Here is a 19,832-nt window from a genome sequence, read left to right as displayed (position 1 = left end):
TCGTCGGGCTGCGCTGGGCTCCTACTGAGTTGTAGTGCCAAATTTTGCTTTGGCATGCTGTCGGTGAAGCTCGAGGTATTTTTTATGCTTTGAATCAAGCCCCTCAACGCGGCATTCCGACATTCGATCTAAGCCAGCCTGAAGAAGCTGAGCTGGCGATAGCTGCGCAACATTGATCCATGCTCCGTTATCATCCAAGGTAATTAGGTGTTTGTCGAAGGCAGCATCAAAAGCAGCAGAGAGTAGTAAGCCATTGTGTCCGTCGAGGCGCTGATAGTTATCAGATATCGCCCAGGGATAAATATGAGATGCGCGGAGGAGCTCAGTTCGGTCTAGGCCTGTTGCACAACATCTCGGGCCTAGGAGGTCAATTACTCGCTTGCGGAATGTGTCCTGTCCAATTCGCTTGCTTTGCAGTGCGTTGTAGGTGGTCGCTGGATGTGTGGCGCCATCCTCTGCAGCCGCTGAATTGGTCTGCGCGAGTTGTTGACTAGAAAGTAATTGCAAAAGCCTATCAAACAGCTCCTCGCCGTCCCAGTCCGGAATGCGGCCTAGAAAGACCTGCAGCCCGTCACCGCTGCCGTCCGGCATAAGAGTTTTGAAGGGGCTATCCGGCGCTTCCTTCTTGAACAGCCCCTTTACGATCTCCTGCCGAGACGGCGGTCGCTGGAACTCTAAGAAATCAACCTGCAGCTCCCACCCATTAGGGCCCCAACCTTTGCTAGCATATTGCTTTAATGCGACTGGAACAGGAATATTCGCAGAGACATTTCCTTTTGATACTAAGAGGGCTCTTATCTTTTGATTATTGCAGGCAACGATAAAATTACCATCGTTTATTTCCTCAATCAAAGACCAATGCGATAATGGCGCTTGTAACTTTCCGTTTCGCTGGAGCTGATTCGGGCACCACAGTCTTCCAGCGCTCCGCTGCACCTTGTAAGCCTCACCGAGATTTACCCACCAAAGTGCCATCTATTCCCCGTGGGTGATTCAGCGACTTATCGATAGTGAGTTAGCAGGTATCAGAGGCTCTGCAAGAGCGGCCTGATTTCTGCTTGAAATAACGTGTTGAGACGCATCTGCAGCATCCTGTTGCGGTATTATCTTGTTCGGAGCAGCAAAACTTCATGCCGCCATGGGGATTTTCTGGCCACCACGGCGGCTCAACGCGACGAAGTTTACTGTTCCCCCCTTAGGCCGCTTCAGCCATCGGAGTGGGGCTCGGAGCATCCATCGCACGCATGTAGACGTCGAGCAGGGTCTCGTGCTCGTCTCGCTCGTCTTGATCCAATTTGCGGAGCTTCAGGATTTCTTTGAGAATTTTTACGTCGAGGCCCTCGCCTTTGGCCTCCAGGAAGATCTCCTTCTTGGCCTCCATAAGGTCCTTAATCTCTTCCTCGACCTTCTCGACGCGCTCGATGATCGAGCGGATACGGTCGCCGGCAACGCCAACGGTGTCGATGGTGTCGGACATGCTCTCTCCCTGGACTGTTCCGACCCGCAACCTCGTGGGTTTGAGTAAGCGAGAGGTTAAGATGCCTCGTAAGGTATGCCGTTTCCCAGCAAGGCAGAGCCCGTCTCGCGGGCAACCATCGTTGCGTTCCAGGGAAGGAGGCCGAGCCACTTCTGGTCGTGTAGCTGTACCAGGGAGAAAATAGAAAAAGCCCCGCCAATGACTGGCAGGGCTCTCGACCGTACAGCTTCGGTGTGTGGTGCCGAAACTCGCTTAGGCGGCGACCGTAGCAGTGCCAGCCGAAGTGTTCTCGTTTCCGACCTTAACAGCGCGGGGCTTTGCAGAAGTAGGAGCGCCCTGCGTGACGGCTACAAGCTCGCCTGCCGACGGAGAAGCGTCGCCCTTAGGGCTAAGGCGGTCAGCCACGAAGGCCACCAGCGCAATGTTGGCGATGCCGGCAGCGAGAACGGCAAGAAGCAGGGTGATCATGGTGCGAAGCCCGGGAGGTCGTTTGCGTTGCAGCATCTATGACACCGCACTGCCGCTTTTGGTATGCCAGATGCCAAATACCAGTCATTCTCTGGGTGCATGAGAGAGCCTGTAAGCAGGCTAAGCCCCTACTTTCGAGTAGTATAATGCGGAGGTATCCACCTGCGGCGCGCTATTTTGCATGGACAGGAGTTTGGCGATCTGCTTAATCCAGTTCCGCGAAGCGCCCGAGGAACAGCCTACTTCGAGCGCATTGCGTGGGTGTCTGTGGTTGCCCGCGGATAACCGAGGAGCTGCTGCATGTCTGCCGTCAGAAACCGTCAAGCTACTGAGCAGTGGATCACGCCGCCTGAGCCTGCGCTCAACCGATACCTGATCGGCTCGTACCGCCGTGCTGCCAATGATAATCGTGGCTATTCATCAAATAATCTACTGATCCTAAAGATATCTGCTTGCCTGACGATGATCGGTGTCCTTACTCTCCTGGCTGCTTTTACTCATTAGTTTTTCAGGCTCTTCTGTCTTCGCCCTCAGCATCAATTTCCGTCAATTCGCGTTTTGAGTGCTCTATAGAGCGGAGCCTATGTTGAGCTGTAGTTTGGTCGAAACCAGCTCAACTAGCTGAATCGGCCTTATGCCGTAGGATACTCTCTTCGGCCGATGGGCTCGCTGACGTTCTCTATCGCCTGTAGGACGTGAGCGGGGCAGCGAGCCCTCTGGTGTCCATGCGTGCGTTGAGAAGGAGTCTCTGCAAGGCATGGTCAGGTGTCGCCGCGGCTTGCCCCGGCGTAAAGCCTCCATCCCGAGCGGCCCAACGGCTGCCCGCAGCGTAGTCTTCACGACTCCTCAACCATGCGGCACCACGATGGGGGTATGCTGAACCTCTCACCTCCTCGTGCCATCACGTTTCTCGTGTCACTCGTGCTGATTGGCCTTGCTGTCGCTAGCCTCTACCTGCGCATCCCCACGATCGGTCCCACGGTGGTGAAATTCCGAATGTGGTTCTTCGTCGGCGCATACGTGGTGCTTGCGCTCGGCGTCGTCTCGAGAAGCCTTTGATCATCTGCGGGATTCCGGCCCTTTCAGACGATGACTTGCAGCGTCGCCGAAGCCGGCCCCTGACACTGAACGTCTTCCTGTGTGCTGCTGTTGCTGGCTCAGGCTATCGAAGCCGAGTTTGTGAGGTCGTGCCCGTCTGATGCCAACAGTGTTTCTGGATTGCGACGGCGTGCTCGCCGACTTTGATACCGGCGCGACCCAAGCCATTGGGATGCCGCCGGCAGAGTTCGAGCGCCGCTTTGGCCTCAGGCGGTTCTGGGGCAAGCTCGCCTCGCTCGATAGCTTCTTCGGCGAGCTTCCGCTGTTGCCGGATGCAATGGAGCTGTACGAGGCCGTTCAGCACCTGAAGCCGATTATTTTGACCGGTCTGCCGCGCGGGAACTGGGCTGAACCGCAGAAGCGTCGCTGGGCAGAACGTCACTTCCCCGGCGTAGAGGTGATCACCACAGGCGCTGCGTTAAAGCGGGAGCATTGCCGCCCTGGAGACACGCTCGTGGATGACCGGGAGAAGTACCGGCATCTGTGGGAGCAGGCGGGCGGCCTCTTCATCCATCATCGCACCGCGCAAGGGTCGATAAAGGAATTGCGCAAACACGCGTTTATTTAGCGCGACAGCCGTATCTGTGTTGAAGCGTGACTAGACACGGATAGCCTGTGCGCCATATGATATGTCTCCGCCGCTGGCGCGTTTTGCGCCGCTGAGCGTGTAATTTTCAGGATCTTTCCATACATGAAGCGCCGTAGCGCGCGACCGTTTACGGTCGAAATCAAGCATACCCGTACATCCCGCGTTTCGCTCATCGATGCCACGGCCCGTACTCGGACAAGCCAGAATGTCTGGTGTGCAGAGCTGATTGCCGCGGCGAACGCGACCGCTGAGGTTGAACCTACATATGTGCCGCGTGCCGAGCCTGTGCGTGCCGAAACGCCGGCACGGCGAGTGCTGCCGAGCCTTGTGCCGATGTTTGCGATGCCCGTTGAGCCAGACGCTTCTGAGGTGCGCGAGGCCCCTGCTGAGGAGCGGTTGCCACGGGTACGCCGGGTAAAGCCGCCCGCCAAACGTACGAAGAGCTCGGCAACCGCCGATAAAGCTACGCCGGTCTCTGATGAGGCCCAGGCTCAACGGCAGGTCGCTCCTTCGGCTGTTGACGCTATCGTTGAAGCTGATGCCGCTGTAATCGCGCAGCCCGCCTTGGCGCAGATGCGTTCCGCACGGCGCACGCAGCAGGCAGCCACCTTGCGGCCCGGTGAGCGCTGGAAGCGCCGGCTTCCGCGAGCCCTCTGGTGACTTGATAGCCCTGGTTTCCGTGATACCTGACCCTCGTGAGGTTCAGGTCTTAAGGAGCACGGATGGCCATCGAAGCTGGCGAACAGGACGATCTGGTAGAACTCACCACGCGGATCGTCACTGCCTACGCCGCAGGCAATCATCTTTCGGCGACTGAGCTTCCGGAGTTGATCAGAGGCGTTCATGCGAGCATTCAAGGGCTCGCCTCAGGGAGCGCGCAGCCCACCGAGAAGCAGCGCGTGCTGACGCCGGCTGAGATTCGGCGCTCGATCCAGCCTAACGGTCTGATCAGCTTTGAGGATGGCAAGGCGTACAAAACGCTGCGCCGGCACCTTGCCCGGCTTGGCCTCACACCGGAGGCCTACCGGGCCAAGTGGGGTCTTCCTGTGGACTATCCGATGACCGCCTCGGCCTACTCAGCCCAGCGCTCGCAGCTCGCACGCGATCTCGGCTTGGGCAAGTCGCGGGGTGCTGCGCCCGAGGCGCCCTTCTCTGCGGCGGACGAAGGGTCCACAGACAGAGATGATTCCTCGGCTGACGCAGAGCAATCAGTGACGCAGGACTCGATCCCAGAGCCTGAGCAGGCAGATATAGCCGATGCTTTCGAGGAAGAGATAATCCGCGAGCCGTTCGACGAGGATGGCATAGAACCCTGAGGATGCCTCGATAGATTGCATCTTCAAGTCTGTGTTAAGAAATAAATATAGTGGCGCCGCTTCAGATCCTGCGGCAGATCAATCGGCAGAAGATATTTCCAGTAAAGCTGCGGCAAATATTTTACGCTCCTCAGTGTTTAATCGACGTAGATGTTCACGTACGTGACTCAGCAGGGCCGCTGACTTAAGATTTGTAAGGCTGTTATCGGATCTGCATTGAGGTGAAATCTCACTAAATTCTGATGTCGGCACTCCAAGAGCGGCGGCGATACGAGCTAAAACTTTTTTGTCGTTCGCCATCTTCCTCGCGTCTCGTTCAGTGCTTCCGCGACGTCGTCGCGGCTGGCAAGAAGCTATCACTTCAGCGCTTACGCTGCCACAGCAGCCAAGCTGTGTTCAAGCATTGCAATCGCATATGTTATTCTTAGGAAAAATCTGTCACGGTGGGATGGAGGATTCGGAGGGGCGCTCGTGGGATTCGGTGCTATCAGCCAACAAACAGATCTGGAGCACCTACGTGCTGCTCTTGATGCATCGTGTGTCGTCGGTACCTGGAAGTGGGATCATATCCGGAACGTTGTCACCTATGACGAAGGCGCCGCACTACTTCTCACGGGCGATCCGGAGCTTGCGGATCGCGAGATCTGCGGCCCCATTGCTCTGAAGGCGGTCCATCCCACGGATATGACGTGGCTGATGGAACACATGCTTAAAGCTGTTCAGGCTGGTGGTTTGGTGCTGGCCGAATATCGAGTTTTTAAAAAAGATGGAACAGTACGATGGCTACTCAGTCGTGGGCGGACTTACCACGACGCAGTCGGCCAACCGGCACGTTCGCATGGGATCCTCATCGACATCACTGAGATGCGCGACGGCGGTGAGCGCTACATCCTCGGCAATCCACCGATGTCGAACGATAATCTTGAGCATGCTGCAGATCTTAGCATTGCGCTTAAGCAATCGCTGCCTCTTGATGCCCCAACCGAAGTACGTAGAGCGGTTGATCTTGTGTTGTTGAGTATTGGGCGCTCAATATCTCAGACACTTGATAAATAATTGTAGGTCGTTGCGGGTAGTGACGGGACCTCAATCACGACTCAGGCTTCTCCGTGCGGCTATTCAAAAGTAGGATTGTGGGACTGTTCCGTTCGAAGATTCAAAAAACAGATTTCAGCGAACCGTAAGCAGATTTCTTCGAGCTTCTGCTTAGGTGTGCAGTCCCGCAGTGTGGTGGCATCAGTTTAGCTGAGGTTGCCGCACACCGGGAGGCGTTATGGGACAGGTTCTTCACGGCTGCGCCACGACCACGCACGCGGTCAGTGCAGCGCTACAGCGATCGAAAGCTCCGCTCAAAGATCTTGCCGCTCAGCATGGACTGAACCTCAAGACGGTCGCGAAGTGGCGTAAGCGTGCCTTCGTGCATGACGCGGCGATGGGACCGAAGACGCCGCGCTCGACCGTGCTCACGACCGAGGAAGAGGTAGCGATCGTCGCCTTCCGCCGGCACACCCTCTTGCCGCTCGACGACTGCCTGTACGCGATCCAGGCCACCATCCCGCACCTGACCCGGTCGTCGCTGCATCGCTGCCTGCAGCGCCACGGGATCAGCCGGTTGCCCGAGGTTGGCGGTGATAAGCCCTGCAAACAGGCCTTCAAAGCCTACCCGATTGGCTTCTTCCACATCGACATCGCGGAAGTTCGCACCGGCGAAGGCAAACGGTACCTTTGGGTGGCCATCGACAGGACATCCAAATACGCCTTCGCCCAGCTGCACGAACGCGCTGATCGGCCCATGGCCTGCGCCTTCCTGGAGGCGCTCATCGAGGCTTGTCCTTACCGCCTGCACCTCATCCTGACCGACAACGGCATCCAGTTCGCCGAGCTGCCTAAGAACCGTCGAGGCCCGACTGCCCTGTACCGCGTCAACCGCTTCGACCAGATCTGCCGGGCGCACGACATCGAGCATCGGTTCACCAAGCCAAACCACCCGTGGACCAATGGCCAGGTCGAGCGCATGAACCGGACCCTCAAGGAGGCGACCGTCAAGCGCTACCATTACGACAGCCACGACCAACTGCGGGAACACCTCGCCGCTTTCCTGGATGCCTACAACTTCGCTCGGCGACTCAAGACCTTACGCGGCCTCACGCCATACGAAGCGGCCTGCCGAGCCTGGGCAGACGATCCGGACCGGTTCAGATACGATCCGACCCATCTCACCTCGGGACTGAACACCTAAGGTCAACTTCTGACTAACTCAGGCCCGCGTCCATTCCGGCCGGAGCCGATCTGCCACTCGTTCCAGCCGCACCTGCCCGTAGTGTTTGTCGATCATGACGAGTGAGGTGCGGCAGTTGCGGGCCACATCCATGACCTCCGCGCCGTTGGCCAGCTGCTCGCTGATGTAGAAGTGGCGCAGCGAGTACGGCGTGCGCTTGATGCCGCGATGATCCCGCTCCAAACCTGAGGCCTTCAACAGCTCCGTGAAGCCGTTCGCGACGGAGCTGACGCGTTTGCCCTGCTCACTCGCGAACACCGGGTCCGTATCCAGGGGCTCTCGGCCCATGCTGCGCTCGAACAGCATCCACAGGGTGTCGAACCACGGGATCGCCGCCTTCTGAGGAATGGCCTTGCCGCTCTTTCCCTTGCCTCGCACCTGCAAGCGAATGTCTCGCTGATCCACCGGCTTGCCCCTGCCCGCTCGGTAGCCCAGCACGTCACCCCAGGTGAGATTGTACATCTCCGTGGGACGAAGGCCGGAGAACGCGCCGATCATCACGTACGCGTGCAGAAGGGTTCGATCCCGACGGGTGTGGTCGTCCAGCCGCTTGATGCGCCAGCTGCGCCGGCCGCTGGCCCGCACCTCCGCGCCGGTGCCATCCATGATGGGATCCACAAGCCGGCTCAGGCTCACCGCCTCCAGGCGGGCAAACTCGTGAGGCTCAAAGCTGGGCCGACGATTGTCGGGCGCACGCCGCGCCTTGATGCTGATCTCAGGCGGTGTCTTCAGGTAGCCCTGCCGCGAGGCCCAGCGCAGCAGCGCCCGCAGCACCACGGTCTCACCGCGCTGACGGCTGATGGAGGGTGCTGAGCGCCGCACGGGTCGGCGCAGGCGGTGCCCGTCACGCTCGTACTCGATGTGCTCGATGAGCTTGCCAGGGCCTTCGGTCCAGTAGGTGCGCCGCCACTCCGCGTAGCGCTCCAGATCCGTGTCCGTGATGGCATCGACGGGTTTGGAGCCGAAGTAGCCGATGAAGAAGCGCCGAATCATCGCGGGCTCGCTCTTGCCCTGATCCGCTCGGCGCTCGCCCCGCTCCACCTCACGATGAATCTGCGCGATGAACTCCTCAGCGACAGCCTCAAAGCCGTGTGCGCGAGCGGTGAGACCCTGTTTGGCCCGGTAGGTGGCCTCGTACCAGATGGCGTCAGCGCGGCGCTCAGCCTCCCCTCGATCGTCCGTGTCCAAGGATCGCTTCAGCTGCCCCTGCCCTCGCACGCTGAAGCGCATCTGCCACTTCGTGCTGCCTGCGCGTTGGAACAGCTGGTAGCGCTCAGCTTGGGGGCTGGTTGGGGTGCTCACGATGCGCCCTGTCTGGTTACTGCGATGCGGAGGACTGCGCTAGAAGTGCGCTAGGGTGCTTTCTGAGCCCCCAGCAAACCGTTACGCCCGCACGACAATTTTTTCGGCTGCGCTAGGCCTGTTCTAGGATTTATAGCCTTTTTCCCGCCGCTCAAAGAGCAAAGAAAAAGCCTGCTAAGTCATTGACCTAGCAGGCTTAAATCTTGGTAGCGAGGGACGGATTTGAACCGCCGACACAAGGATTATGATTCCTCTGCTCTAACCAGCTGAGCTACCCCGCCAGACCGCGGCCGCCGAAGATCGAGGCCGCGATGAGATCGGCGGTATAGGGAACCCCGCCGTTGGGTGTCAACGGGGTCGGCCCCAGGAAAATGGCCTGTCCCGTCGCCCTGTCAGAGCCGGGTCCCGAAGATTTCGGCGACCTGGGGAATGTCCTTGTCGCCGCGTCCGCACAAGTTGACGACCAGGAGGTGATCCTCGGGCTGCTGCGGTGCCAGTTCCCGCACCTTGGCGAGGGCGTGGGCCGGCTCCAGGGCCGGGATGATGCCCTCCAGCATCGAGCAGAGCTTGAAGGCGTCCAGGGCTTCCTGATCCGTCGCCGAGAGGTAGGTGACGCGGCCGGCCTCGTGCAGCCAGGCGTGCTCGGGGCCGATGCCCGGATAGTCGAGGCCGGCCGAGATCGAGTGCGCGTCCGCGATCTGGCCGTCGCCATCCTGCAGCAGGTACGTGCGGTTGCCGTGAAGCACGCCGGGCTTGCCGCCCGAGAGCGAGGCCGCGTGCAGGCCGCTGGAGATGCCGTGGCCGGCCGCCTCGACGCCGTACATCTTGACCTCGGGATCATCGAGGAAGGGGTGGAACAGGCCCATGGCGTTGGACCCGCCGCCGATACAGGCAACGAGGGAATCCGGCAGCCGGCCCTCCATCTCCAGCATCTGCGTCTTGGTCTCGCGGCCGATGATCGACTGGAAGTCGCGCACCATCGCCGGATACGGGTGCGGGCCCGCCACGGTGCCGATGCAGTAGAAGGTGTCGGCGACGTTCGTGACCCAGTCGCGCAGGGCCTCGTTCATCGCATCCTTCAGGGTCTTGGTGCCGGATTGCACCGGCACCACCTCGGCGCCCAGCATCTTCATGCGGAACACGTTGGGCGCCTGACGCGCCACGTCGACGGCCCCCATGTAGACCACGCATTTCAGGCCGAAGCGGGCGCACAGGGTGGCGGTGGCGACGCCGTGCTGGCCGGCGCCGGTCTCCGCGATGATGCGCGGCTTGCCCATGCGGCGGGCCAGCATGATCTGGCCGAGCACGTTGTTCACCTTGTGCGAGCCGGTGTGGTTCAGCTCGTCACGCTTGAAGAAGACCTTCGCCCCGTGTCCGGGGGCCGCCTGCGCGCGCAGGTGCTCGGTCATGCGCTCGGCGTAGTAGAGCGGGCTCGGCCGGCCGACGTAATGGGTCAGATGGCTGTTCATCTCCGCCTGGAAGGCCGGGTCGGCCTTCGCGGCGGTGTAGGCCGCCTCCAGGTCGAGGATCAGCGGCATCAGGGTCTCGGCCACGAAGCGTCCGCCGAAGATACCGAAGCGGCCGCGCTCGTCCGGGCCGTTGCGGAACGAGTTCGGAGGGGGAGCGATGGTCACGGGCATGATCCTCGGAGTGACGGAGGCATGCAGGACGGATGCATGCGAGACGGGCGGATGCGTTTGGCCAACGCCTAGACCCGCGCGGGGGGCGGCGACAATGCGGCCAACACGTCGATCCTTGAAATCAAGGGTTTTTCGACCCGATTGCAAGGCCGTCGACGGTCAGAAATGCTGAGTCGTCGAAGATGTCGGAGCGTCAGGCGCCCCGGGCGGCCGCGACGAAGGCGGCGATGCGGGCCGGCGATTTCTCGCCCGGCCGGATCTCGACGCCCGACGAGACGTCGACGGCGCGGGCACCCGTGCGGGCGAGCGCGGCCGCCACGGTGTCGGGCGTGAGACCGCCCGAGAGCATGTAGCCCGCCGGCAGGGTGGCCCCGTCGAGCAGGCTCCAGTCGAAGGCGTGGCCGTTGCCGCCGGGCAGGTCGGCGCCGGGGGGCGCCTTGGCGTCGAGGAGGATGCGGTCGGCCGCGCGCGCCTGCGCGGCCACGGCGTCGAGATCCGCCGCGCTGGCGACACCGATGGCCCGCATCACCCGGCGGCCGGTGCCGGCGCGGATGGCCGCGACCCGCTCGGGCCTCTCGCGGCCGTGGAGCTGGATCCAGTCCGGATCGAAGGCCGCGACGGCGGCCGCCACCAGGGCGTCGTCGGGGTCGACCAGGAGCACCACCCGCTCGGTCCGGCCCTTCGCTCGCGCGGACAAGGCCCGGCCGGTCTCGAGATCGACGTGGCGGGGGCTCTTGGGGAAGTGCACGAAGCCGACGAGGTCGGCCCCGGCCTCCAGGGCGGCGTCGAGGGTCGTCGGGGTGCTGAGCCCGCAGATCTTGATCGCGACGGCGGACATGCGGGCGGGGAACCGGGGTTCGGCCTCAGTGCGGCGCCGGCAGGGCGACGCGGTCGGAGGCGTTGCGGTAGATGCCGTTCGGACCCTCGTTGGTCGGCGGCGGGGCGTAGGTCTTGAGGCGCGCCGTCTCGTTCTCCAGGCGGCGGATCTCGCGGCGGCGGGCGGCGCTGGTGCGGCGTGTGCCCGCCTGCCCGAGCCAGGCGCCGCAGCCGCCTAGGAGCACGCCGATCGCCACTGCGATGAACAGCAGCAGGTAGAGCGGCAGCGCGGCGCTGAACACCGGCATGTCGGGCGAGACGGGATCGAACGACACCCGCACCACGTCGCGGTTGGCCACCGCGAAGGCCACCACCAGGACGGCGACGGGGAGCAGCAGCAAACCCTTGAGGAAGCGGATCATCGAGAGGAACTCCGAACGGTTGGGACGGGGCAGCGGGTCAGGAAGCGGCGGCCTCGCCGTCCCCGATGCCGGCCTCGTTGAGGCGCAGGCGCATCTCCTTTCCGGTCTTGAACACCGGGATGGCCTTCTCGGAAACGGCAACGGCCGCACCCGTGCGCGGGTTGCGCCCGCGTCGCGCATCGCGGCGCTTCACCGAGAAGGCACCGAAGCCGCGCAGCTCGACCCGGTCGCCCCGGGCGAGCGCGTCCGCGATGGTGTCGAGGATCGCGTTCACGAGGGTCTCGACGTCGCGCTGGTAGAGATGCGGGTTCTGCTCGGCGATCTTGAGCACGAGCTCCGACTTGATCATGCGAGGGCCTTCACGAAATCATGCACGAAAGACGGGGCGCGGACCGTCAGCGGGCCGCCTCGGCGGGGCCGGGCCGCCACAGCACCAGGAGGCCGCCCTGAGCCAGCCCCGCCGTCTCGTCGCCGACCTGGCGCAGGCGGGCGGCGAGGCCGTCGAGCCCGATGAGATCGGCCCCGAGGCCGAGGGCCGACCACAGGCGGAAATCGCTCTTGGTGGTGGGTTTCCAGTCCAGCACCGGCAGGTTCTCCGGCACGCCCTTCTGCGATTCGAGCCAGGCGACCGCCTGCCGCTCGCCGCCGAGGCCGTCGACGAGCTTCAGGGGCACGCTCTGGCGGCCGCTGAACACCCGTCCGTCCGAGACGGTGGCGAGTTCCGTGTCGGACATCTTGCGCCGGTCGGCCACCAGGCCCTTGAACCACCCGTAGGTGTCGCCCACCACGGCGGCGAGCGCCGCGCGGGCCTCGGGCGAAGTCGGAGTGAAGCCCGAGGGCTCGGCCTTGAGCGGCGCCGACTTCACCGACTCGACCTTGACCCCGACCTTGTCGAGCAGGCCCGACAGGTCCGGATACTGGAACAGCACGCCGATGGAGCCGACGAGCGCGGTCTCGCGCGCCACGATGTGGTCCGCCGCGATCGCCGCGATGTAGGCGCCCGACGCCGCCGTGCCGTCGACGAAGGCCACCATGGGCTTCTTCTCGGCGAGCGCGCGCAGGTTGCGGTAGAGTTCCTCGGAGCCGGTGGTGGTGCCACCCGGCGAGGAGATCGACACCACCACGCCCTTGACCGCGGCGTCGTCGCGCACGCGCTCGATCAGCTTAGTGGTCGATTCGCTGCCGGCGATGAAGCCGCCGATCGAGATCCGGGCGATCTGCGGGCGCAGACCGCCGAGGCCGAAGGTGTCGCCGCTGCGGACCCGCAGGCCGACCGCGCCCACGGCGACCACGAGGCCGCCGATGCCGAGCACCCGCCAGAGGGACAGCTTGCGGCGCAGGCGCCGGCGATCGATCAGAAGTTCGGCATCCGCGGCCATGCGCTGGTTCTGCTCCCTCGCGCCGGCTGAACCGGCGGATTGTTTTTCAGGCCCGGGTTCGGATGCGGGACCCGCACCGACTCGCGTCCGCGCGCCGGGCGATCCTTGTCCCACACTCCCCGCCGATTTGCACCAAGCCTTTGTCGCGTCACGCGTCCTCAGGGCAAACCCCGGGGCAAACCATCCTTGGTCCGTGTTCTAGCGCTGCCCGGCCCGGACCCACAAGAGGGCAGGTCGCGGGGCCTGCGGGGCGGCGTCTGGCCGGGGCGGTCGCGCGCGTCGCGGGGGCGGCCGGCCATCCGGTGACGGGGCGCATACGAAAACGCCCGCGCGGGAAGCGATCCCGCGCGGGCGTCGAAGAGACGGACGGATGCCCCGGTCCCGAAGGACCGGGGCACGCGCGCCAAGCTTAGTCCTGCGACTCGTCCTTGTCGTCGCTGGTGCGGGCCTTCTTGAAGGCCGCGCCCAGGATCTCGCCGAGCGAGGCACCCGAATCGGTCGAACCGAACTGGGCCATCGCCTCCTTCTCTTCGGCCATCTCGAGGGCCTTGATCGAGAGCTGGACCCGGCGCGCCTTGCGGTCGAACTGGATCACGCGGGCGTCGAACTTCTCGCCGGCGGCGAAGCGCTCGGGGCGCTGGTCGCCACGGTCGCGGGCCAACTCGGCCCGGCGGATGAAGGTCGTCAGGTCGGTGTCGACGATCTTCACGTCGACGCCCGAATCCTTCACGTCCACCACTTCGCAGGTCACGATCTGACCCTTCTTGAGGTCACCGGCTTCCGTGAAGGGGTCGCCGCCGAGCTGCTTCACGCCGAGCGAGATGCGCTCCTTCTCGACATCGACGTCGAGAACCTGGGCGCGCAGCATGTCGCCCTTCTTAAACTCCTCGATGACCTGCTCGCCGGGACGGTTCCAGTCGAGATCCGACAGGTGGACCATGCCGTCGACATCGCCGTCGAGGCCGATGAACAGGCCGAACTCGGTCTTGTTCTTGACCTCGCCCTCGACCTCGGAGCCCACCGGATGCTGCTGGGCGAAGGCCTCCCAGGGGTTCTGGAGGGTCTGCTTGAGGCCGAGCGAGATACGGCGCTTGACCGGATCGACTTCGAGGATCTGCACTTCCACTTCCTGCGAGGTGGAGACGATCTTGCCCGGGTGGACGTTCTTCTTCGTCCAGGACATCTCGGAGACGTGGATCAGGCCTTCGATGCCCGGCTCCAACTCCACGAAGGCGCCGTAATCGGTGATGTTGGTCACGCGGCCCTTGAGCTTGGCGTCGACCGGGTAGCGCTGGGCGATGCCCTCCCACGGATCGGCGAGCAGCTGCTTGATGCCGAGCGAGATGCGGTGGGTCTCGTGGTTGATCTTGATGATCTTGACCTTGACCGTCTGGCCGATGGTCACGACCTCGGACGGATGGTTCACGCGGCGCCACGCCATGTCGGTGACGTGGAGCAGGCCGTCGATGCCGCCGAGGTCGACGAACGCACCGTATTCGGTGATGTTCTTGACGACGCCGTCGATGACCTGGCCTTCCTCGAGGTTGGCCACCAGCTCGGAGCGCTGCTCGGCGCGGCTCTCCTCGAGGACGGTCCGGCGCGACACGACGATGTTGCCGCGGCGGCGATCCATCTTGAGGATCTGGAACGGCTGCGGGGTGCCCAGCAGCGGGGTGACGTCGCGCACGGGGCGGATGTCGACCTGGGAGCGCGGCAGGAACGCCACGGCGCCGTCGAGATCGACGGTGTAGCCGCCCTTGACCTGGTTGAAGATCGCGCCGGTGACGCGCTCGTTGGCCTCGAAGGCCTTCTCGAGCTTGACCCAGCTCTCCTCGCGGCGCGCCTTGTCGCGCGAGATGACGGCCTCGCCGAGGGCATTCTCGATGCGGTCGACATAGACCTCGACCTCGTCGCCGACGGCGAGTTCGCCTTCGCGGCCGGGGCCGTTGAATTCCTTGAGAGCGACACGGCCTTCCGTCTTGGCGCCGATGTCGATGACGGCCACGTCCTTCTCGATCGCGACGACGCGACCCTTGACGACGGACCCTTCGGTGATCTCGTGTTCGAGGAAGGACTCCTCGAGAAGAGCTGCGAAATCGTCGCGGCTCGGGCTACGCTGTAGGGCGTTACCAGCAGTCATTCTGTCTCCTGACAGGCCTCATCGGGAGGCCGGCATCGGCGGCTCGTGTGACGGGACACCCTCGACGTCGCCGCCCGGGGTCCTGGACCCGACGGGCTCAACCTCCCGAAGGAGGGCCGACGCATTCTCAAGCGATGGTCGAGAGCGGTCCTCCAACGGGGACGCGGCCCGGCAGAACCCTGCCGAGACTCGTCGATTCCGATCGGAGAACGGCGGTTGCATAGCCGATTGCCGGTCATCCGGCAACTGGCCGGGCGCCCGGGCCGCTTCGGTCTCGGAAACGAAAAATCCCCGCGGCCAGGCTGCGGGGATCGGTCGGCACGGCGCGTACGGGACGTGTCAGTCCTCGTCGTCGTCCTCGGTGCTGCGCATGCCCTTGAGCTTGGCGAACACCGAATCGGCGTTGAGCTTCTCGTCGCGGGCGGTGCGGTGGTGCTCGTCGGACTCGGTGTAGTCGGTGGCGGTCGAGACCTCGGTCGGCAGCAGCGTGGCGCCGCCGTCCACCGGCATGTTGGCCGGACGATCCTTGGCCGAGCGCTGGACTTCGAAATCGAGGTCGATCTGCGTGCAGAGGCCGAGGGTCACCGGGTCCATCGGCTGCAGCGAGGCGGAGTTCCAGTGGGTGCGCTCGCGGATCTGCTGGATCGTCGACTTGGTGGTGCCGACGAGGCGGATGATCTGCGCATCCTTGAGTTCGGGGTGGTTGCGCAGCAGCCACAGGATGGCGTTGGGCCGGTCCTGGCGCCGCGACAGGGGCGTGTAGCGCGGACCCTTGGTGGTGCGCTTGACCTCGGGCAGCTTCACCTTCGAGACCGCGACCTTGAGCTTGTAGTTCGGGCTCTTCTGCGCCTTCTCGATCTCGTCGCGGGTGAGCTGGCCCGTGGTGATCGGATCGAGGCCCTTGATGCCGGCCGCGACTTCGCCATCGGCGATGCCCTTCACCTCGAGGGGGTGCAGCTTGCAGAAATCGGCGATCTGCTCGAAGGCCAGCGAGGTGTTCTCCACCAGCCACACGGCGGTGGCCTTCGGCATCAGCGGGCCTTGGGACATCGGGCTACTCCAACAGGTTCGGGCGGGACGGGTCATCGGGGCGCCGCCGACAGGGCGTCGCTCGCTCCGGCCCGAGAGTGGCCGGCAGCATCCCGTCTCAACGCTGCAATAGGGAAGCGCCGTCTATACAGGTTTCCGTGGGGTCAAGGCAATTGCGATCCGCTGCACCCGCAGGATCGGGCACGGCCGTGAAAGCGGTTCGGGATTTCTCCGGGGGCCGCGCCTCAGGTGAACAGGCTCGACACGCTCGATTCGGTCGCGGTCCGGCCGATGGCCTCGCCCAGCAGGGGCGCGATGGTGGCGACCCGGATGTTGCGGGCGAGCTTGACCGCCTGCGTCGGCTGGATCGAATCGGTGATCACCAGTTCCTTCATCCGCGAGGCGGCGATGCGCGAGACCGCGCCGCCCGAGAGCACCCCGTGCGTGATGTAGGCGGAGACGTCCTTGGCGCCGGCGTTGAGCAGGGCTTCGGCGGCGTTCACCAGCGTGCCGCCCGAATCGACGATGTCGTCGACGAGGATGCAGGAGCGGCCCTCGACCTCGCCGATGATGTTCATCACCTCGGATTCGCCGGGGCGCTCGCGGCGCTTGTCGACGATCGCCAGGGTGGCGTCGATGCGCTTGGCGATGGCGCGGGCGCGGACCACACCGCCGACGTCGGGCGACACCACCATCCAGTCCTTGGGGTCGAGCCGCTCCTTGATGTCGCGCACCTTCACGGGGGCGGCGAACAGGTTGTCGGTCGGGATGTCGAAGAAGCCCTGGATCTGCCCGGCATGGAGATCGAGGGTCATGACACGGTCGGCGCCGGCCTCGGTGATCAGGTTGGCCACCAGCTTGGCCGAGATCGGCGTGCGGCCGGAGGTGCGCCGGTCCTGGCGGGCATAGCCGAAATACGGGATCACCGCGGTGATGCGCCGGGCCGAGGAACGCCGCGCCGCATCGATCATGATGAGCAGTTCCATCAGGTGATCGTTGGCCGGGAACGAGGTCGACTGGACGATGAACACGTCCTCGCCGCGCACGTTCTCCTGGAGCTCGACGAAAATCTCCATATCGGCGAAGCGCCGGACCATGCACTTGGCCAGCGGCAATTCGAGATAGGCCGCGATCGCCTCGGCCAATGGCCGGCTCGCATTGCCGGCAATGATCTTGATCGAGGACTTCATGCCGGGGTCTTCATCTCGCGATCCTTGGGGGGGCGTCCCGTCGTCGCTTCGGGCAAGCCCTCGCTGTCGCGCTCATACCAGCCGCGACCGGGGCGTCACAATGCCTTCACGCAGCCTTCACCTGGATTACGAGGCCAGGTCGCCGGTCTCAGGGCTCGAGCAGGCTGTGCAGGTGCACGATGAAGTAGCGCGTCTGGGCGTTGTCAACCGTCGATTGTGCCTTGGCCTTCCAGGCCGTCTGCGCCGAGGCGTAGTCGGGAAAGATGCCGACGATGTCGAGATCCTTCACGTCGCGGAAGTTCACGCCGTCCAGGTTCTCCAGCTCGCCTCCGAAGACGAGGTGGAGCTTCTGTGCGCTGTCGATCGTCGTCGTCATTCCGCCTCTCCTGCCGCCTGGCCGCGGTCGCATCCCGCCGGGTGTCCCGCGAGGCGGGCTCCCGATCGGGCTAAGTCCCCGATCAGGCAAAATCCCCGCAGGCATGCGCCATGCCGTGCTGCCGGTGCGGTCGCAAACCCCGCCCGGTTCGTCAACCCGCTGTGGGTGCCGCGGAACACGCAGGTCCTCCCCGGCCGACGCATGCCACCGCCGGCGTTGCGCCCCGGCCACCGCTCCGGTCATCCGGTCAGAGTTCGAACAGGGTCCCCTGCCGGGTCGCGGCGGCGACCTCCGGCTGCGGCTCCTGGGCGGCGCCCTTTTTCCGGGGCGGGGCCCGTTTCGCGGCGGATTTTCGCGGCGCGGGGTCCAGGCCCGCGTCGGCCGGGTCCGGTGCGCGCGGGGAGCCCGAATCGCCGTGACCGTGACGAAACCCTCGTTGTATTTCATCGCGTCGCACGTCGACGAATCCATCGGCGAATTCGAGGGTCATCGCCGGCGTGGCCTGCGCGGCGATGCGGACCGGCCGGCCCTCGGCGTCCCGCACCAGGGCGTAGCCCCGGGCCAGCACGGCCCGGTAGCTCAGCGATCCGAGCAAACCCGCCAGCCCGGCCAGCCGGTCCGCCCGGCGCTCGGTCAGGCGGTCCCCGGCCTGCACGAGGCGGGCCTGCAGCGCCCCGAGGCGGTCGCGGTTGCGCGCCTGCTCCGTCCGAGCCCGCCCGAGGGTGCCCTCGCGGGCCAACACGAGGCGACGGCCAAGGTACGACAATCCCTCGCCTTTTCGCGCCACGTCATGGCGCAGCGCGGCGCCGGGCCGCTCGCCGATCCGGGCCAGCCGGCCCTGCGCCTGCGCCAGAGCCAGGGTCGGCGGGTGCCGGGCGAAGCGCTCCACGAGGCGCGCCACGCGGAGCCGGAACACCCGGGCATTGCCCGCGAGAGCCGGTCCGAGCCGGGCCTCGGCGAGGTCGAGGCGCTGGCGCTTGCCAGCCAGGAAGGCGTCGACATCCGGCATCGCCCGCACCAGGGCGCGCAGGTCGCTGCGCTCCCGGTCGAGACGGCGCTGAACCGCCTCGCGCTGGCGCCGCCCGAGGTCGACCACCTCGGCCACCAGGTCGGCCCGCACCGGAACCGCCATCTCGGCGGCCCCCGTCGGGGTCGGTGCCCGCCGGTCGGAAACGAAGTCGATCAGGGTGGTGTCGGTCTCGTGGCCCACCGCCGAGATCAGCGGAATCTCCGACTCCGAGGCTGCGCGCACCACGCATTCCTCGTTGAAGGCCCACAGATCCTCGATCGAACCGCCGCCCCGCGCCACGATGAGAACCTCGGGACGCGGGATCGCGCCCCCGGACACCAGGGCGTTGAAGCCCCGGATCGCCGCCGCGATCTCCTCGGCCGCCCCTTCGCCCTGCACCCGAACCGGCCAGACCAGAACGGGCCGGGCAAAGCGGTCTGCAAGCCGGTGCAGGATGTCGCGGATGACGGCGCCCGTAGGCGAGGTCACTACCCCGACGATGCGGGGCAAGTAGGGGATCGGCCGCTTGCGCTCGGAGGCGAACAGGCCCTCGGCCGCCAGCACCCGCTTGCGCTCCTCCAGCAATGCCATCCAGGCCCCGATGCCGGCCGGCTCCAGGGTCTCGATGACGATCTGGTAGGAGGACTTGCCCGGGAAGGTCGTGATCCGGCCGGTGGCAACGACCTCAAGCCCTTCCTGAGGCCGCTGCCGCAGGCGGTTGAAGGTGCCCTTCCAGACCACCGCATCGATGCGCGCCGAGCCGTCCTTCAGCGAGAAGTAGGCGTGACCGGAGCTGTGCTGGCCGCGAAAACCCGAGATTTCGCCGCGCAGCCGAACATGGCCGAAGGCATCCTCCAGCGTTCGCTTCAGGGCGGAGGCGAGGTCGCCGACCGACCATTCGGGCACGTTGGACACAGGGCCGGACGATGCAGCGGTTCTAGCGGGCGGAGGGGGGACGGCCATGGCGGCGGACGCTAGGCCCGGCATAGCCCCAGGTAAAGTGGGGGCGCGTTCGCCGCCGGGTCACATCAGAATCGACAGGATCACCAGGACGGAAGCGACTGGAACAGCGCAGATCGCCAAGGCCATCCGCCAGATCGGCAATGCGTCGAGGCTGTGATTGTCGTTGCACGCCCGCACCGGCACACGGCCCCGTGTCAGGTAATGTGAGGCACTGACGCCTCGGGTCGGAGGCGGCGCCATCAAATACGGAACGGATTTGCGACAGCCTGGCATGATTGTCACAACGTGACTCCGGTTCGTTCGTTCCACGCCAAAGGATGAGAACCGATGCCATTGGATC

The 19,832-nt window shown here is 64.5% G+C and carries 19 protein-coding genes and 1 tRNA gene; 5 read left to right on the top strand and 15 right to left on the bottom strand.

Annotated elements, in window-relative coordinates; translation table 11 throughout:
• Positions 1–21 precede the first annotated feature (21 nt).
• Complete coding sequence (locus J7U37_RS19380) at positions 22–975, bottom strand: HNH endonuclease signature motif containing protein (protein WP_247636754.1); 954 nt, start codon at positions 973–975, stop codon at positions 22–24.
• Positions 976–1,195: 220 nt separating this feature from the next.
• Positions 1,196–1,477, bottom strand: coding sequence for a DUF2312 domain-containing protein (locus J7U37_RS19375; RefSeq protein WP_247636753.1), 282 nt, complete (start codon positions 1,475–1,477; stop codon positions 1,196–1,198).
• Between the two features lie 1,341 nt (positions 1,478–2,818).
• Between J7U37_RS19375 and J7U37_RS19370 the strand changes: the two genes are divergently transcribed.
• The 3 genes from J7U37_RS19370 (at position 2,819) to J7U37_RS19360 (ending at position 4,948) form a co-directional block, all read left to right on the top strand.
• Positions 2,819–3,004 (top strand): hypothetical protein, encoded by a 186-nt coding sequence (locus tag J7U37_RS19370; RefSeq protein ID WP_247636752.1) that lies wholly within the window; start codon positions 2,819–2,821, stop codon positions 3,002–3,004.
• Between the two features lie 139 nt (positions 3,005–3,143).
• A complete protein-coding gene (locus tag J7U37_RS19365; RefSeq protein WP_247636751.1) occupies positions 3,144–3,611 on the top strand; it encodes a hypothetical protein in 468 nt (155 codons plus the stop codon).
• A 743-nt stretch (positions 3,612–4,354) separates the two neighbouring features.
• Complete coding sequence (locus J7U37_RS19360; protein ID WP_247636750.1) at positions 4,355–4,948, top strand: MucR family transcriptional regulator; 594 nt, start codon at positions 4,355–4,357, stop codon at positions 4,946–4,948.
• A 78-nt stretch (positions 4,949–5,026) separates the two neighbouring features.
• Here the strand turns inward: J7U37_RS19360 and J7U37_RS19355 are convergent, their stop codons facing one another.
• Positions 5,027–5,248 (bottom strand): hypothetical protein, encoded by a 222-nt coding sequence (locus tag J7U37_RS19355; RefSeq protein ID WP_247636749.1) that lies wholly within the window; start codon positions 5,246–5,248, stop codon positions 5,027–5,029.
• A 171-nt stretch (positions 5,249–5,419) separates the two neighbouring features.
• Between J7U37_RS19355 and J7U37_RS19350 the strand changes: the two genes are divergently transcribed.
• Both J7U37_RS19350 and J7U37_RS19345 read left to right on the top strand, forming a co-directional pair.
• Complete coding sequence (locus tag J7U37_RS19350; RefSeq protein WP_247636748.1) at positions 5,420–6,004, top strand: PAS domain-containing protein; 585 nt, start codon at positions 5,420–5,422, stop codon at positions 6,002–6,004.
• A 217-nt stretch (positions 6,005–6,221) separates the two neighbouring features.
• On the top strand, positions 6,222–7,187 hold the full coding sequence (locus J7U37_RS19345; protein ID WP_247636747.1) for an IS481 family transposase: 966 nt from the start codon (positions 6,222–6,224) through the stop codon (positions 7,185–7,187).
• Positions 7,188–7,205: 18 nt separating this feature from the next.
• Here J7U37_RS19345 and J7U37_RS19340 read toward each other — a convergent pair whose 3' ends face one another.
• From J7U37_RS19340 to xseA, 12 genes are all read right to left on the bottom strand, one after another.
• Entirely contained in the window at positions 7,206–8,456 is a 1,251-nt protein-coding gene (locus tag J7U37_RS19340) for a site-specific integrase (RefSeq protein ID WP_247636746.1), read from the bottom strand.
• Between the two features lie 276 nt (positions 8,457–8,732).
• Positions 8,733–8,809 (bottom strand) — tRNA-Met (locus J7U37_RS19335).
• A gap of 111 nt (positions 8,810–8,920) precedes the next feature.
• On the bottom strand, positions 8,921–10,162 hold the full coding sequence (gene trpB / locus J7U37_RS19330) for a tryptophan synthase subunit beta (protein WP_056184499.1): 1,242 nt from the start codon (positions 10,160–10,162) through the stop codon (positions 8,921–8,923).
• Positions 10,163–10,361: 199 nt separating this feature from the next.
• A complete protein-coding gene (locus J7U37_RS19325) occupies positions 10,362–11,006 on the bottom strand; it encodes a phosphoribosylanthranilate isomerase (protein WP_247636745.1) in 645 nt (214 codons plus the stop codon).
• A gap of 25 nt (positions 11,007–11,031) precedes the next feature.
• A complete protein-coding gene (locus tag J7U37_RS19320) occupies positions 11,032–11,406 on the bottom strand; it encodes a LapA family protein (protein ID WP_247636744.1) in 375 nt (124 codons plus the stop codon).
• A gap of 37 nt (positions 11,407–11,443) precedes the next feature.
• Positions 11,444–11,755 (bottom strand): integration host factor subunit beta, encoded by a 312-nt coding sequence (ihfB, locus tag J7U37_RS19315; RefSeq protein ID WP_055959108.1) that lies wholly within the window; start codon positions 11,753–11,755, stop codon positions 11,444–11,446.
• Between the two features lie 46 nt (positions 11,756–11,801).
• Complete coding sequence (gene sppA, locus J7U37_RS19310) at positions 11,802–12,785, bottom strand: signal peptide peptidase SppA (RefSeq protein WP_247636743.1); 984 nt, start codon at positions 12,783–12,785, stop codon at positions 11,802–11,804.
• 409 nt (positions 12,786–13,194) lie between these two features.
• Positions 13,195–14,925, bottom strand: a complete 1,731-nt coding sequence (gene rpsA / locus J7U37_RS19305) for a 30S ribosomal protein S1 (protein WP_056184418.1) — start codon at positions 14,923–14,925, stop codon at positions 13,195–13,197.
• A 339-nt stretch (positions 14,926–15,264) separates the two neighbouring features.
• Positions 15,265–15,975, bottom strand: coding sequence for a DUF1013 domain-containing protein (locus J7U37_RS19300; RefSeq protein ID WP_056184416.1), 711 nt, complete (start codon positions 15,973–15,975; stop codon positions 15,265–15,267).
• A gap of 224 nt (positions 15,976–16,199) precedes the next feature.
• Entirely contained in the window at positions 16,200–17,144 is a 945-nt protein-coding gene (locus tag J7U37_RS19295) for a ribose-phosphate pyrophosphokinase (protein ID WP_056097113.1), read from the bottom strand.
• A gap of 148 nt (positions 17,145–17,292) precedes the next feature.
• Entirely contained in the window at positions 17,293–17,520 is a 228-nt protein-coding gene (locus tag J7U37_RS19290; protein WP_247636742.1) for a DUF4170 domain-containing protein, read from the bottom strand.
• A gap of 247 nt (positions 17,521–17,767) precedes the next feature.
• On the bottom strand, positions 17,768–19,492 hold the full coding sequence (gene xseA / locus J7U37_RS19285) for an exodeoxyribonuclease VII large subunit (protein ID WP_247636741.1): 1,725 nt from the start codon (positions 19,490–19,492) through the stop codon (positions 17,768–17,770).
• Positions 19,493–19,832 lie beyond the last annotated feature (340 nt).

It is taken from the genome of Methylobacterium sp. 37f (assembly GCF_023093475.1).
Lineage (GTDB): Bacteria > Pseudomonadota > Alphaproteobacteria > Rhizobiales > Beijerinckiaceae > Methylobacterium.
This window is presented reverse-complemented; position numbering and strand designations above follow the sequence as displayed.